Below are 15,609 nucleotides of genomic sequence, written 5' to 3'. Positions count from 1 at the left end.
TTTATTGAAAGGAATAGTGATGGAATTTTTGTGTTCTAATAAAGAGAGTGATTTGAAGGAAAAGTTTTTTGATTTTTTTTTAAACAATATTAGTCAAGATGATTTTACTAGTATTGGAGTTTGCGGTGGCCGCAATATTATTTCTTTTCTCAATGTTTTTGATGAGCAAAATTATTCTCTTAAGAAGTCTCATTTTTTTTTGGTAGATGAGCGTTGTGTTGAGCTAAATACTAGTTATAGTAATTTTAGATTTTTAAGTGAAGGATTTTTTTCTAAAATGGTGGAAAAGAATTTAATTTGTGGTTCTAATTTGCATCCATTTATTTACAGTGAGTTTGATGAGGCATCGTCTATTTATAATTATAATGTTGAATTCAATTCTAGGTTCACAAGATTAGATCTAATTATTTTGTCTGTTGGTGAGGATGGGCATGTTGCTTCTCTTTTTCCTTCGAAAAAACTTTTGTTTTCTGAAATGGAAGGATATCAATATGAGTATGATTCACCAAAGCTACCAAGTAAGCGAATTAGCTTAACCCCTAAATCTTTACTTGCTTCTAAGGCTGCTGTTTTGCTCTTTATTGGTGATGAAAAAAAAGGTGCTTTAGAAAATTTTTTAAATTCAGGAATTTCTTTAAGGGAATGTCCAGCTAAAATTTTTAAAGATCACTCGCGTTTATTAGTTCTTACAAATATTGAGGGGGTTTATGCAGGATCCTAGGCTTTCCAAGTATCAGAGTGCAAAAAATTTGGGAGTAAAGACCTTTAAAAGTATTGAAAAAGACAAGTTACATGATGAGTTGTCAGATTCTGAGATACAAGGTTCTCTGCTTAAGTCTTGGGTCAATCTGGTTAAGAGGGGGGGTAGGGAGATTTCTAGTAAATCAAGTTCTACTAACAGAGGAGTTGAGAAGCCAGGATTTATTCGTAAAGAGAGTAAGGTATCAAAGATAGCAAAGTATTTCTTAGCTATTGGTCTTGAAAAATCAGCAGAAATTATGGCTGAGCTTGATGATGCTGATATAATTGCGATTACTAGAGAAATTACTAATATTAAGTATATTACTCCTGATGATAAAAAACGAATTATTCAAGAATTTGAAGAATTAGTAAGAAATGAAAAAAAATATTTAAAAATTGATGATAAGTTTGCTTATGAGTTATTGAATAAATCTTTAAGTAAGGCAAAGGCGAAAGAGATTTATAAAAAAGTTACAGGAAATGATCCATTTTTGCCTTTTGATTATTTGTCTGGTATTGAGAATGAACAACTTTGGGCTTTAATTCGAGATGAAAATGTTCAAACACTTTTGGTAATATATAATTATTTAACAAAAATCCAGAAAAAATATGTTTTTTCTATGTTTGAAAAGGATATTAAGAAGCAGTTTATTAAAGAGCTTGCTAAGCCAAGACAGATAAATATGGATATGGTTGAGGTTATTTCTGATAGACTTAAGAGCAGATTTGAAATGCAGGGTAAACTTAAGACAGAAAAACTTGATGGTTCTAAAATACTGGTTGATATTTTAAGCTACATGGATTCTGAGGATGAAAAAAATCTTTTGAGTAATATTGACATGAAAGCTTTAAATCCCGTTAAAGATAGTGAGATTAAAGAAAAAATATTTGATATTAATGTAATACTTAGGATTACAGATAATGACATGCATAATATTTTAAGAGAATTTACAGATAAAGATATTGCGAGTATTATTAAAGATAAAAATGATGAAATTAGAGATAAGATTCTTTTCAATGTTTCAAGAAGACGTAAAGAACTTATCTTGGAAGAAGAATCTTTTTTGAAAAAGTTAAGAAAGAGAGATATAAAGGCAATAACTACATCTTTTGTTAATTATATTAAGGAGTTGACTCTAAAGGGTGAGTTAGTGATATATAGAAAGAATGAGGAGTTTGTTTAGTGAAACTTGATGAACTACGTAAAAAGTATATAGACTTTTTTAAAAGTAAGGGACACTGTGAAATTGCAGGCAAATCTTTAATTCCTGATAATGATTCTACAGTCCTTTTTAATACAGCTGGCATGCAACCTCTTGTACCTTATCTTCTTGGAGAAATGCATCCATCTGGAGATATGTTAGTTGATGTTCAGAAATGTTTAAGAACAGGAGATATTGATGAAGTGGGGGATCTTAGTCATTTAACTTTTTTTGAGATGCTTGGAAATTGGTCCCTTGGTGCTTATTTTAAAGAACTTTCTGTAAAGTATAGTTTTGAGTTTTTAACTTCACCTAATTACTTAAATATTTCGAAAGATAAACTTTATGTTAGTGTTTTTGAAGGTGATGAGAGTATTCCGAGGGATACAGAGACTGCTAATGTTTGGGAAAGTCTTGGAATTCCTAAAGATAGAATATTTTATCTCTCAAGAGAGCATAATTTTTGGGGGCCTGTTGGGAATACAGGCCCTTGTGGGCCAGATACTGAAATATTTGTAGATACAGGTAAGGAGAAATGTTCAGTTAGATGTGATATTACCTGTTCTTGTGGTAAATATTTTGAGATTTGGAATAATGTTTTTATGCAATATAAAAGGGATGAGAATGGAAATTATGAAGAACTAAAGCGAAAATGTGTGGATACAGGCATGGGGATTGAGAGAACAATTACATTTTTGCAAGGAAAATCTTCAGTTTATGACACGGATGCATTTAAACCAATAATTGATAAGATCGAAAAAATTTCTGGCAAGATTTATGGACAGAATTTAGAGGATGATAGATCTATTCGAATAATTGCTGACCATATTAAAGCCAGTTGTTTTATTTTAGCTGATAATTTTGCAGTCCTTCCTTCTAATATAGGGCAAGGATATGTTTTAAGAAGAATAATTAGGAGAGCTATTAGATATGCCAAAAAACTTGGGATGGAATCTTATGTTTTAGCAGATCTTGTTGATTCTGTTGAAGAGATTTATAAATCCTTTTATAAGGAATTAACAGAAAAGAAAGATTTTATTAAGGCCGAGTTAAATGTAGAGGAAGAGAAATTTTTTAAAACTTTGCGGCATGGTGAGCAAGAATTTATTAAATTAATTCAGCAATTATCATCAAAATCAATTCCTGGTGATATTTCTTTTAAGCTTTATGATACTTATGGTTTTCCTTATGAGATAACAGAAGAACTTGCAACTGAATATGGATTTAGCATAGATAAAGCCGGCTTTGAGGAGCATTTTAAAAAGCATCAAGAGGTTTCTAAGAAGGGAGGTGATAAGGTCTTTAAAGGAGGTCTTGCAGATTGTACGTATGAGACTACTAAGTTGCATACAGCCACTCATTTGCTTCATAAGGCACTTCAATTAGTCCTAGGTGAGCATGTAAGACAGAAGGGTAGCAATATTACTGCTGAGAGACTAAGATTTGATTTTAATCATCCTTATAAAATGACGGATGATGAGATCAAACAAGTTGAAGATATGGTTAATTTACAGATAAAAAATAAGTTATCTGTAAAACGATCTGTAATGAATCTGGATGATGCTTTGGCTAAGGGTGCAATGGCTTTATTTGGCGAGAAATATGAAGATATTGTAAGTGTGTATGAAATAGATGGTTTTTCAATTGAAGTTTGTGGTGGTCCTCATGTTAAGAATACTGGTGAGCTTGGTACTTTTAAGATACAAAAGGAACAAGCCTCATCCTCAGGTGTAAGAAGAATAAGGGCCATTTTGATTGATTAATACTTAAGGATATTTTTAAGAGTATTGGAGGATACTTTATGTTTAAACATTTATGCGATTATTTATTGACTCTACATCCTATTTTTTTAGGATTTTTAGGTTCTACTTTTACTTGGTTTACTACAGCCTTTGGGGCGGCTGCCGTTTTTTGTTTCAGAAGGGTAAACAATAAAATAATGGATGCTATGCTTGGATTTTCAGCAGGAATTATGATTGCTGCTAGTTTTTTTTCACTTATTAAACCAGCAATAGAGATGGCAGAAGGACTTGGTTATATTGCATGGATACCGGCAGTTTTTGGTTTTCTTGTAGGAGCATTTTTTATATATATAGTAGATGTCTTTGTGCCAGATCTTGATAAACTAGCATTTATTGATGAAGATTTAACAAGGCATGGAAAGAAGGACTTTTTGCTTTTTACAGCTGTTACGTTGCATAATTTTCCGGAAGGACTTGCTGTTGGTGTTGCTTTTGGTGCTATGGCTTCTTCTCCTGACCTTCATACTTTAGTTGGAGCTATGATTCTTACATTAGGAATTGGTATTCAAAATATGCCAGAAGGTGCAGCTATTTCTTTGCCTTTAAGACGAGGTAATGTTCCTTTATGGAAGTGTTTTAATTATGGTCAGATGTCAGGTTTAGTAGAAATTGTTGGAGGATTGTTAGGAGCTTATGCAGTTTATACTTTTACTAGAATTTTACCCTTTGCTTTATCTTTTTCTGCAGGAGCAATGATTTATGTTTCAATTGAGCAATTAATACCTGAAGCTAAAAGGAAAGATATTGACAATAAGATCCCAACCATATTTGGAGTTATTGGGTTTGCTTTAATGATGTTCCTTGATGTTTCTTTGGGTTAATTATCCAAATTTACCAGTGATGTATTCTTCGGTCTTAGTGTTCTTAGGATTGAAGAATAACTCATCTGTTTGGCTTTCTTCTTCAATTTGGCCGTTTAGAAAGAATGCAGTCCTGTCAGATATTCGGCCGGCTTGTTGCATATTATGAGTTACAATTATGATTGTATAACTTTCTTTTAAATTTATTATTAATTCTTCAATTTTGCCTGTTGAGATTGGATCAAGAGCAGAAGTAGGTTCATCCATTAATATTACATTTGGTTCAATCGCAAGAGTTCTTGCAATACAAAGTCTTTGTTGTTGTCCCCCTGAAAGACTTAAGGCATTTCTGTTAAGTTTATCTTTTACTTCATTCCATAGTGCAGATTTTATTAGGGATTTTTCAACTATCTCATCAAGCTTTTTTTTATCTTTAATTCCGTGGATTTTAGGTCCGTAACTTATATTGTCATAAACTGACATTAAGAATGGGTTAGGAGTTTGAAAAACCATTCCAATTTTTCTTCTAAGTTCCAGAACATCAAAGTTATTTGAGTAAATGCTTTTGCCTTCATATATAACTTTTCCTTCTATTTTAACGCCTTCAACAAGATCATTCATTCTGTTAAGTGTTCTAAGGAATGTTGATTTTCCACAACCTGATGGACCTATTAAAGCTGTGATGCTATTTCTTAGTATTGATATATTAATATTATTTAATGCTTTAAAATCTGTATAAAATAAGTTTAGATTTTCTGTTTTAATAATTGCTTTGTCTTGACTCATTTACTTGATCCTATATAGTCTGTTGATTAGAAATTTTGATGTTAAATTTATTAAAAGTATCATCATTATAAGTATTGATGCTGTTGCAAAACCTTTGTCTAAATATCCTTCTTGAAATAATAATAGTAGATGTACAGTTAAACTTCTTGAAGGCTCATTTAAAGCACTTGCAAGACCTAAATTTGTTCCCATTGTAAAAAGGAGTACTGCGGTTTCTCCAAGGGCACGTCCTATTGCAAGCACTATTCCTGTCAATATACCTGGGCTAGAAGCGGGTAGTAGGATTTTAATTATAGTTTCTGTTTTATTGGCACCAAGAGCAAATGAAGCGTATTTGTATGATTTAGGAATTGACTTTAGTGATTCTTCGGTTGTTTTAACAATCATTGGTAATATCATTAAAGAACTTGTTATTGCTCCTGAGAGTATTCCCATGCCAAAAATTGGAACAAAAAAGATAAGTCCAAAGAGTCCAAAAATAATAGCAGGAATTGATGATAAGATATCAACACTCATAGATACTGTTTTATAGAGTACTTTATTTGAAGTGTATTCTGCAAGCATTATTCCTGTACCAATTCCTGTTGAAATTGAGATTATTGCTGTTAATAGTATGACATAGAATGTGTTTAAGATTAAATAAGAAATACCTCCATATTTGCCAGAATTTCTTGGAGTAGATAATATGAAGTTTAAGTTTAAAGGCATGCTTTTTTTCATATAATATAATTTGAGAAAGGGTGCATCACTTTTATAGAAAGAATGCCAAGGTACGACTGCAATTGTGCCTTCATTTTCTTCTACTGCTTTTATTGCATTTTGATCATAACTTGAGTATTTTATGATATTTGGTTTAATATTTTTATATATTAAGTCATTCCAATCCATCTTTCCTATGAGTAACTTTTGAATCTGATTAAGGCTTAGTATGTTAATAATTTCATTTTCACTTTTTTGTAGTGTTTTTTTCCCTATTAAAATAGACATGGATTTAATTTTTAGGGATTTAATGTTTGGATATTTTTTAAAATCTAATTTTTCAAGATCTTCTTTTGTTAAGTAACCAATAGCACCTGTTGTTTTGTTGACAGTTTCTATCGTCTCTTCATTAGATTCTATAATCTTTATATACCTGTTGTTAAATTTATTGTCATTAGTAAAAGTTTGCAATATGACTTTACTTGCCAGATTTGATTGTGAATTTGCAAGTGGGATTATGTCAATACTTTGATCTGATATGCTTCCCCAATGTGAAATTTTGTTGTTGTATATATTATAGATATCTTGAGTAGTAATTTCTTCTGCTTTTATGCTCTTATTAATAATAAAGGCAATCTTAATTATTTTATTCTTTAATGTGAATGGTAGGAAATGTTTTGTTTCATCTAAAAATAGTGTTTGTTTTTTACTGGTAAAGAATAGTGAATTGTATACTATGTAAGATATTAGAAAAAATAATAATGTTATTAAAGAATAAGCAATGAACTTGATTATGCAGAATGAAATTTTATTGAACAATTTATTTATTTGAATTGTATTCACTTGATTTTTAGCCTTTTAGATGAGGATAAAATGAAATGTTTAATTGAATTTATTATTATTACTAATAATAGCAAGACCAAGGCTGTAGAGAATAAAGCTTCTTTGTGGGTTCCAGATGCGTATCCCATGTCTATTGCGATGTTTACTGTTAGTGTTCTAATAGGTGAGAATATATTCTTTATAAATAGAGGTGAACCCCCACCAACCATTAAAACCGCTATTGTCTCGCCAATAGCTCTTCCAATTGCTAGTATTACTCCTGCTAAAATACCTTTCCCAGCTGAAGGAATCATTACTTTATATATTGTTTGCCAGTCTGTTGCAGCTAGTGCAAGAGATGCTAGTTTATATGATTTTGGAACAGCTTTAAGAGATGTGTATGAGACACTAATTATTGTTGGAAGTATCATTATGCTTAAAACTATGACTGAGGTTATTAGATTATGTCCTAAATTATCTTCTCTTCTAAAAGTGTTCTTTACAAGTGTGGCTATAAATGTACTTCCAAAAAATCCATATACTACGCTTGGGATTCCTGCTAGGAGTTCTATTATGGTTTGTAATGTTTTTTGGTAAATTCCTTTGGTTCTCTCAGACAGGTAGATTGCAAATCCAAGTCCAATTGGTAATGCAATGAGGACAGAGAAAAATGTGGTTAAAGCTGAATTGATAATGAAAGATAAAATTCCGTAAGATTTTTGTAACTTACTAGTAGGATCCCAGTTTGTACTAAATAGGAAATTTAAAATTTTAATTCTATTATGAAGAAAAGGTGCTAGTCCATTTTTAATTATAAATAAGATTAATAATAATATTGTCAAAGTACTAATTGTTGTGGATATAAAAATAAAACAGTTGAAAGCCAATCTAACAGTATTTCTTTTTGTATTTAAAGTTAATTTCATTCTTTAAAAGAGTTCCCCTATAGAAATCGAACTTTGCTAAGTTTATATTTAAATTAACTTATTAGTCAAGTTTGTCACAATTTTAGTTATTTTCAGTTGTATGAACTTTTATGAACCCTTGTTCTTCAACAATGTCTTGTCCATTTGGACTTAGCATAAAGTTGATAAAATCAAGTGTGTTCTGATTCTCAGAAATACTGCTTGTGATTGCTATTAGTCTTCTCTTTATATTATATTTATCCTTTATTATTGTTTCTTTTGTAGGATATATGCTGTTTATTGAGAGTGTATGTAGACCTTTTTCTATTGCACCTCTTGCATATCCAAAACTAATGTAACCAATCGAGTGGGGCGTGAGGCTTATCTTTTCAATTGATTCACCATTGGATTTTACCACAATACTATCCTTTCTAAATTGAGCTTCTTCGGGATTTTTTAATATTTTTTCAAGAACTAGTTCTGTAATAGATGAGTAAGAGCCTGATGATGAATCTCGGTTTATGAAGTTAATTTTAGCATCAGGTCCACCGACTTGTTTCCAATTTCTAATACTTCCGTTAAGTATTTTTACTAAATCTTCTTCTGCAATATTTGTGATCTTGACGTCAGGACTTGTAATGAATATTAAAGCGTCATAAGCAATGACCGTGATTTTTGCTCCCTGAGCTATTTCTTCCTCAGTTGCGTTTCTTGAAGAAATTGCCATTTTATAAATACCATCAAATAATCCTTTAATACCAACACTGCTGCCTTGGGCATCATAAGTTACTTTAATTTGATCATTTATTTTTTGATATCGTAGGATCATCTCGTCCATAATAGAGGTTGTTGAAGTAGATCCGCCAATTGCAATGACATTTTCTTTGCCTTTGTTTGTACAGTTGATAAATAGAAAAGCTAGTGAAATAGCAAAGAGTATTTTGATAGCTTGCATTAAATTAACTCCTTTTACAACTATATATAATATCATTAATCCTAGATAAGTCAATGAATAGTAAATATTTTGATTTTTTGATATAAGTTATTATGCACATTAAAAATTTGAGGTATTAGATGGGTACAATTAAATCGGGAGAGATTGAAAAAGGTTCTTTTTTGCTTTTTAAAGGCATGCCGCATATTGTTCTTGAGCGGGAATTTTCAAAAATGGGTAGAGGAGGTGCCATTGTAAGATTAAAGCTTAAAAATCTTAAAAATAAGTCTGTTGTTAAGGAGACTTTAAAGGGTGCTGATACAGTAGAGGAAATTGAAGTGTTAGAAGTTAGTTCTCAGTATCTTTATAGAGATAGTGAGAATCTTATTTTTATGGATTTAGAAACTTATGATCAATTTAATGTTAACTTAAGAGAGGTCCCAAACATTGAGGATAAGGTTCTATTTTTTCAAGAAGCTGAGGTTTATTCCCTTGTTAAATGGGATAATGAAGTTATTGACCTTAAATTGCCCCCAAAAGTCGCATTTGAAGTTGTAGCTGCTGAGGCTGCTGTTAAAGGTGATACTGTAACTAATGCGATGAAGAATGTTACACTTCATACGGGCTTGGTCGTAAAAGCACCTCTTTTTATTAATGTTGGAGATAAAATTTTAGTTAATTCTGAAACTAAAGAATATGCTGAGAGAGTTAAAGAATAACATATTGTTATTATTTTTTATTGTTTTCTGTTCTTGTGAGATGAACTATCCTGATATAAGGGAAATTGATTATGTAATTAATTATTATTTTACTAAGAATAAGCTTGATTATTTTATGACTTTTGATTTTGCAGTTAAAGTTTTAAATCCTAGTGATGTGATCAAATTTGTTATTGAGAATATGGATAGTAAGGAGTTTATTGAAGTAGTTAGGGATAAACATACTTCTTCTTTCATAGGTTCTGTGCTTGGGGGAGATGTTCTTTATTGTAAGGATTTAAGGTTTAATATTGCTGATAAGACTTTTAACGATTTTGTGGCACAAGTTCATCTTGTTGATTCTGGAATGAGGGTATATAGTAAGGATATTGTCATAAATTTAAGTTTGTCAGAAGAGGAATTGACCTTAATTCATGATTATATGTATAAGTCTAAAGACATGGTTAAGTTAAATGAGATTGGTGGTAATAATTTTTATTTAATTAAAACCCCTAAAGATGAAATTGGTTTTTTATATTCAATTGTTAAGATTGATGACTTAACGAATATTGATCTGGATGATGATAATTTGGATGTTTATATAGGATTCTATTATATGGGCAAAAATTCTAATTTATTTTTTAAATTAAAATAGTTTGGGCCCACCAGGACTTGAACCTGGGACCGCCCGATTATGAGTCGGGTGCTCTAACCAACTGAGCTATAGGCCCCATAAGTAAAGACAAGCTTAAAAGGTCTTTAAGAGTGATTAAATACCTTTTATGCCAATTAAAGCTTGAAATACCTTAAATCATTATATTGATTTTTTATTGATTGTCAAGTTCATCGATTTCGTTTTGTATGGTTTCTATTTTTGAATTTAGTTCGTTTAATTTGGTCTCAATTGATTCTTTATTTTTTATGAGTTGTTGCATTTTTGTTCGCACTTTTGCGATTTCCTCTATTTTTATTGCTTTTATTAGAGCGTCGTTCAATTTGGATATTTGTTGATTTATATTTTTGATTGTTTCTAATAATGAATTAATTGTTCCGTTTTTATTTAATCCCTTTTCTGTCTTTGACATTTCAAAAAATTCTTCGGCAATTTTTTTTAAAATCAATTCTTTATTTATTTGAGCAACATTAATAGCGCGTTCTACTTTATTCCTAATATTAATGTTGTCTTTTATATTTTTATGTTTTATTGCATTATTTATTTTTACAATTTCTGATTGAATTTCATTCATTAACTTGTATTTTTCAATAATTTCTTTGCTTAACTCTTTGTTTCCTACAAATTCATCAACTAAATTTTCTAAATTTTCTGAGAATAAATGTTCTTTTAATATTTTTTTCTCGAATTCTTTTGCTATTTTTTTTATGTTTATTTTATTTATGATGTTTTTTAGTATTAGTTTGGTGTTTATAATAAGCTTTTTGAAGAAATTGATTTTTTCATTGAATTTTGTTATTTCTGTAATTTTGTATTTATGTTTTTGAAGTGCCGATTTGGCAAAATTCATTTTGTATTCTAAAATTGCTGAGAGATTATTTGGATATTTGTTTATTATTATTTCAGTAATTTTTTTAAGTTTTATTTCGTATCCTTTTAGGATATGTTTTTTGCTTTCTTTGTAGTCTTTTTCCTTTTTATATAGTTCTTTTAGTTTACTCTCATCATCTTCTGCTTTGTTTAAATTTGCTTTAAGTTGAGATATTTCTTTTTCAATTAGCTTTAAAGATGTATAAGATTCTAATTTTTTAAGCTCTATTACGTTGCTGTTTTTAAGCGCCTTCCCAAGTTCAACTAATTTTTTATCTCTTTGTGGTATTAGTTTTTTAATTTTCGATTTAAGAGTTTTTATCATTACCGGCTTCCATGTTTATTTTATTTTCTGTTAACATTTTTTTCAAGCTCAAATTTAGAGATTTTATGGTAAATTTTTCTTCCATGTGGACAATGTTTTAGCTTGAGATTGAAAAATTCGTTTATTAAAAATTGACTAAATTCAGAACTTATTGTATCATTGCGTTTAATGGCTTGTCTACATGCAATAGTTGCATATAAGTCGGCTTCTAGAGAATCAATTGTTTTGCTTTTTCTTGTCTTTAGAAATTGAATGATAACACTTTCATACTTGTTACAGATATTGGGAATTGATTCGAGTTGATAAGTTTGCTCCTTTATTTTGTTAACTGTAATATCTATTTTTTTATATTCTTCCAATTCGCTTGCTAGTATTTTATCTTTATCTTCACAGTCTACTTGAAACTCAATTGGTACTAGAAGTTTTTGAATAATTTTTTCTGATTTTATTAGGATTTGATATATAATTTTTTCATGAAGTGCGTGTTGATCTATGAAGTAAACTTCATTATCGCTTTCTACTATTAAAAATTCCGAAAATAGTTGTCCTATGTATTTAAATTCATGTTTTTCTATTGGTTTTTGTAAATCATTTAGCATTGTGGAAGTTTTTAGAAAAATATTTTGTATGTAGTTTTTGAATGATGGTTTATCTTTTTGAGTTGGGGGTTGACTTTCAAATTTTACCTTGTCTTCTATTATGTTTGTTATTTTATTGTTTTGAGGCTTGTCTAAAGTTAATGCTTCGTTTTGTGTGATTTTATAAGCTTGAAAATCTGAGTTTGTTGGATCATCCTCAGTGTGTAATAGATGATCATCATTTGTTAGTTGCCTTTTGATTATTATGTTATGGTAGTCTTGTAAAATTTCTTTTTGCCCTCTGTCAAAGAATTCATTAATATTGCTTGCAATTTGTTTAGGAAGAAATGGCAAGTTAAAAAATCTTACTTCTTTTTTTTGAGGGTGTATATTGAAATCGATGTATCTGGGATCTATTTCTAAGAATAGGTAACATACTGGAAAATTTCTATTAGTTAGTATTCTGCTATGTCCATCAATTATTGCTTCAGATAGGTTTTTCTCTTCAACAGGTCTTCTATTGACGAAGATTTTTATGTTTCGTTTGTCTTTCCTTGAGAAGTTGGGTGGAGCAAAAAAGATCTTCATTTGTATATTTTCATATTCTGCTTCTATTTTTCCAAATTTATTGTTATCTATTATTTCTCCATATACACTTTGAACCCTATCTATTAAGCTTTCTTTAAAGTAAACTTTTCTCAATTCATTGTTTATATTTAATTTAAAGTCAATACCAGGATGAGTGACAGCCTTTTCTTCAAAAACTTTTAAACACATTTTTGTCTCGATAGAGTCTTTTTTTAAGAATCTTTTTCTTGCTGGAAAATTGTGAAATAAATTTGTAACATCTACTATTGTTCCATTTATTGCGGATTGTTTTTTAAAATACTTTTCAGTTCCATTTTCAACTTCAATTTGGTAGCTGTCTTCTCCTGTAGTTGAACTTGTTATTGTGAGATTTGAACAAATGGCAATGCTTGAGAGAGCTTCTCCTCTAAATCCTAGTGTTTGGATTTTTTCAAGGTCTTGTTCTTCATTTATTTTTGAAGTAGTGTGGGGTAGGTAACATATTTTTAAGTCTTCTCTGCTTATTCCGCTACCATTATCTGTTATTAGTATTCTTCGAATACCACCTTCTTCAATAAAAACTTCGATTTTATCCGCTCCAGAATCTATTGCATTGTCAAGTAATTCTCTTAAAATAGAACAAGGCCTGTCTATGGCTTCTCCTGCTGCTATTTTTTGTACTAGACTTTTGTCTAAAAATTTTATTTTGTTCATTTGCCTATTATTTTCATTATTGTTTTATTTTGTTTGTAATTAGGAAATTTGTTAATCACTTCTTTAAGTATTTTGTCACTTCCATTATCATTATATTCTATTGTACCTAATGCATGTAGAGCTTCTGGGTTGTTTGGATTTATTTTGATATATTCTTTTAATTTTTCCATGGCCCTTTTATTATCTTTAAGAGCAAGAAAGGTAGTTGCAAGATTATATTTTGCTTCAAGACTTGAGAGAGCTTCTGCTTTTTGAAAAATTTTTATTGCTTTTTGATAGTTTTTTTGGTTTTTATAAAGTATGCCAAGATTGTTTAATGCTAGTAAATGATTTTTATTGCTAATTTTTTCAAGGATTTCAATTGCTTTTAGTTCATTGCCTGATTTTTCATATGCTCTTGCTAAATTGATATGTGCCGTAATATTATCAGGGTTTTTTAAAATTACAGCGTTGTAGAGTGGTATTGCTTCATTATAATTTTCTTTAGTTAGGTAAATGGATGCTTTTAAATATAAATATTCGGGTTTTTTTGGATTTATGACAAGAGCTTGATTGATGGTTTTTAGTGATTCATTAAGATTATTATTTTCAAATTTTGCTATTGCTAGATTATAAAGCATAATATCGTTTTTTTCTTTTATTGAAGCTCTTGCCTTGTCTAGGTATTTCTCACTGTTTTTAAAATCCCCAATATGATTTGCAATAATTCCTGCTTTTAAAGCGTAATGAGGATTTTTTGTAATCCCATAAGCTTTTTTGAAACTTAAGAAAGCGTTTTGTTTATCATCGTTTTGTTCTTCTGCTATTCCTTTTTTGTAGTAGGCATTATCATAATTTTTGTCAATTGTAATTGCCTTTTTGAAAGCCTCAATTGCTTGTTTTGGTTTATTTGATAATATTAAGCTTGTTCCTTTATTTGTATATGCTTTTTTGTGCTTTGGATTTAGTGATATTGTTTTACCAAATGCTTTTATTGCTTCTTCATATTTTTTAAGTTTAAATTTTATTATTCCAACTTTGTAGTGATCTTCTGCGTTATTTGTAATACTTACAATTTTTTCATAAATTTCTTCAGCCTTTTTGAAGTCTTTCTGTTCCTCATTTGTTGATGCTAGCATTTTAAGAGATTGTAAATCTGTTGAGGCTTGCCTAAGATGGTTTGCATATGTTTTAGGTTCTTCTTCCATCTTTATTTGATTATCTATTGACTGGTCTTTTATGGGAGAAATTTTTTCTTTGGGGTGTTCTTGTTTTAAAAGCTCCTTGTTGAAAGGAGCTTTTTCTGTGCCAGTTGAATTTGGTTCGATATCTTGTTTTATTAATTTAATTAAGAGATTGGCCGCTTCTTGGTTTTTTAGTTTGTCAATTAAGTCATTAACTTTATTGAATTTATGACTCAACCCTTTTTTAATAAGCTCATTAAGTCTTTCTTTCGCAAGAGAGGGATTGCCAGTATTAATGTTATCTAATATTTCGTAGAGTACTTTTTTTATTACATAGCTATAAGGTCTCTCTATTTTTTCGATTATTTGATTTTTGGTAGCATTTTTTGTGTTTGTGCTTTCTATTTTAGTTTTTGGTTTTAAAGTAGGAGGGATTTTGTTAACTTTGTCAATTTGTTTTGTTTTATTTTCTTTAAAGTCTGTATTCTTTTCTATAAGTTTATCTTCGTTTTGTTTGTGTTTTTTGATGATTTTGTTCGGAGTGTTTAACTGAATGGTTTTGGTTTGATTTAATTCTTTATTGAGATTTTCTTTTAGTTTTTTTAAGTTAAATAGATTTTTTTGATTTTCAATAGATTTATTGCTGTTTAGGTTTGATTCTTGTTGTTTTACTATTTTACTTGTGTTGTTGCTTAGGTTTTCAGGTACTGTATTTTGGTTGAATTCTAGAATGTCTTCATTTTTAATTCCAATATCATCTTTTCTATCAGCATAATTTTCTATTTTTGTAGTGTCTTTGATATATCGATTATTAAAAGCAATTTCGGAATTTTCATTGTTAATAGGTATTAATTGTTCTTTTCCTTGTATTTTGTCTAGTATTTGATTGGCAGTATCTCTTTGTAAATTTTTTGATTCAAAAGGACTGTTATTTGCAAGTTCTGAGAGAGTATTCTCAAGCATTGCAATATCTGTGTTTTGTGGATATTTGTCTTTTAGAATTTTTGTTATTGAGTGTGCTTTTTTGTAATTTCTATCCATAATACTATTTTTTACTTCGTTTAGCATTATTTCTTGATTGTTTTTATTGAGTCGTTCTTTATATACGTAATAACCAAGGCCCCCAAATGAAGCAATAAGTAATATGATCAAAATTATTAGTATGGGTAAATTTTTTCTTTTATTCATCTATATTTAACTCCTCTTGCCAATTAATTTTGTCTAATTCAATTAAAGAATCTGTTTTTAAATTATCTTTAAATTTGTCTTTATCTGCAGGCTTGTTTTTACCCGTAGGCTCTTTTTTATTTATTTGCGGTTCTTTATCTGC

The 15,609-nt window shown here is 29.6% G+C and carries 13 protein-coding genes, 1 tRNA gene and 1 pseudogene; 6 read left to right on the top strand and 9 right to left on the bottom strand.

Features of this window, described 5'->3' with window-relative positions; translation table 11 throughout:
- Positions 1-19: 19 nt before the first annotated feature.
- From bhDAH_RS01095 to bhDAH_RS01080, 4 genes are read left to right on the top strand one after another with little or no spacing between them, the layout of a single operon-like run.
- A complete protein-coding gene (locus bhDAH_RS01095) occupies positions 20-721 on the top strand; it encodes a 6-phosphogluconolactonase (RefSeq protein WP_043924403.1) in 702 nt (233 codons plus the stop codon).
- Positions 708-1,925 carry a flagellar motor switch protein FliG gene (locus bhDAH_RS01090; RefSeq protein ID WP_043924402.1) on the top strand — a complete coding sequence of 406 codons (1,218 nt, stop codon included), beginning with the start codon at positions 708-710 and terminating at the stop codon, positions 1,923-1,925. Before bhDAH_RS01095 ends, bhDAH_RS01090 begins: the two co-directional genes overlap by 14 nt.
- Positions 1,925-3,706 (top strand): alanine--tRNA ligase, encoded by a 1,782-nt coding sequence (locus bhDAH_RS01085; RefSeq protein ID WP_012421993.1) that lies wholly within the window; start codon positions 1,925-1,927, stop codon positions 3,704-3,706. Before bhDAH_RS01090 ends, bhDAH_RS01085 begins: the two co-directional genes overlap by 1 nt.
- A gap of 38 nt (positions 3,707-3,744) precedes the next feature.
- Positions 3,745-4,566 (top strand): ZIP family metal transporter, encoded by an 822-nt coding sequence (locus bhDAH_RS01080; RefSeq protein WP_012421992.1) that lies wholly within the window; start codon positions 3,745-3,747, stop codon positions 4,564-4,566.
- Here bhDAH_RS01080 and pstB read toward each other — a convergent pair whose 3' ends face one another.
- The 4 genes from pstB to bhDAH_RS01060 form a co-directional block, all read right to left on the bottom strand.
- Complete coding sequence (gene pstB, locus bhDAH_RS01075) at positions 4,567-5,331, bottom strand: phosphate ABC transporter ATP-binding protein PstB (protein WP_012421991.1); 765 nt, start codon at positions 5,329-5,331, stop codon at positions 4,567-4,569.
- Positions 5,332-6,873: a phosphate ABC transporter permease PstA gene (gene pstA / locus bhDAH_RS01070; protein ID WP_012421990.1), complete on the bottom strand. Its 1,542-nt coding sequence runs from the start codon at positions 6,871-6,873 to the stop codon at positions 5,332-5,334.
- Positions 6,870-7,778: a phosphate ABC transporter permease subunit PstC gene (pstC, locus tag bhDAH_RS01065; protein WP_012421989.1), complete on the bottom strand. Its 909-nt coding sequence runs from the start codon at positions 7,776-7,778 to the stop codon at positions 6,870-6,872. Before pstC ends, pstA begins: the two co-directional genes overlap by 4 nt.
- A gap of 82 nt (positions 7,779-7,860) precedes the next feature.
- The gene (locus bhDAH_RS01060) at positions 7,861-8,712 is read right to left on the bottom strand and encodes a substrate-binding domain-containing protein (protein ID WP_172643765.1); all 852 of its coding nucleotides are present in this window, start codon (positions 8,710-8,712) and stop codon (positions 7,861-7,863) included.
- 119 nt (positions 8,713-8,831) lie between these two features.
- On the opposite strand from bhDAH_RS01060, the gene efp reads away from it, so the two are divergent.
- Positions 8,832-9,410: an elongation factor P gene (efp, locus tag bhDAH_RS01055; protein ID WP_012421987.1), complete on the top strand. Its 579-nt coding sequence runs from the start codon at positions 8,832-8,834 to the stop codon at positions 9,408-9,410.
- Entirely contained in the window at positions 9,388-10,044 is a 657-nt protein-coding gene (locus bhDAH_RS01050; protein ID WP_012421986.1) for a hypothetical protein, read from the top strand. The genes efp and bhDAH_RS01050 overlap by 23 nt, the downstream gene beginning before the upstream one ends.
- 2 nt (positions 10,045-10,046) lie before the next feature.
- Here the strand turns inward: bhDAH_RS01050 and bhDAH_RS01045 are convergent.
- The 5 genes and pseudogenes from bhDAH_RS01045 to bhDAH_RS07710 form a co-directional block, all read right to left on the bottom strand.
- Positions 10,047-10,120: transfer RNA gene (locus tag bhDAH_RS01045), tRNA-Ile, on the bottom strand.
- A 96-nt stretch (positions 10,121-10,216) separates the two neighbouring features.
- A complete protein-coding gene (locus bhDAH_RS01040) occupies positions 10,217-11,257 on the bottom strand; it encodes a hypothetical protein (protein ID WP_012421985.1) in 1,041 nt (346 codons plus the stop codon).
- A 20-nt stretch (positions 11,258-11,277) separates the two neighbouring features.
- Entirely contained in the window at positions 11,278-13,116 is a 1,839-nt protein-coding gene (gene mutL, locus bhDAH_RS01035) for a DNA mismatch repair endonuclease MutL (protein WP_012421984.1), read from the bottom strand.
- A complete protein-coding gene (locus bhDAH_RS01030) occupies positions 13,113-15,467 on the bottom strand; it encodes a tetratricopeptide repeat protein (protein WP_012421983.1) in 2,355 nt (784 codons plus the stop codon). The genes mutL and bhDAH_RS01030 overlap by 4 nt, the downstream gene beginning before the upstream one ends.
- Positions 15,460-15,549 (bottom strand): annotated as a pseudogene (locus bhDAH_RS07710) (tetratricopeptide repeat protein); the annotation flags it as partial. The gene bhDAH_RS01030 and the pseudogene bhDAH_RS07710, both read right to left, overlap by 8 nt.
- Between the last annotated feature and the right edge of the window lie 60 nt (positions 15,550-15,609).

This window comes from Borrelia hermsii DAH (assembly GCF_023035675.1).
Classification (GTDB): Bacteria; Spirochaetota; Spirochaetia; order Borreliales; family Borreliaceae; genus Borrelia; species Borrelia hermsii.
This window is presented reverse-complemented; position numbering and strand designations above follow the sequence as displayed.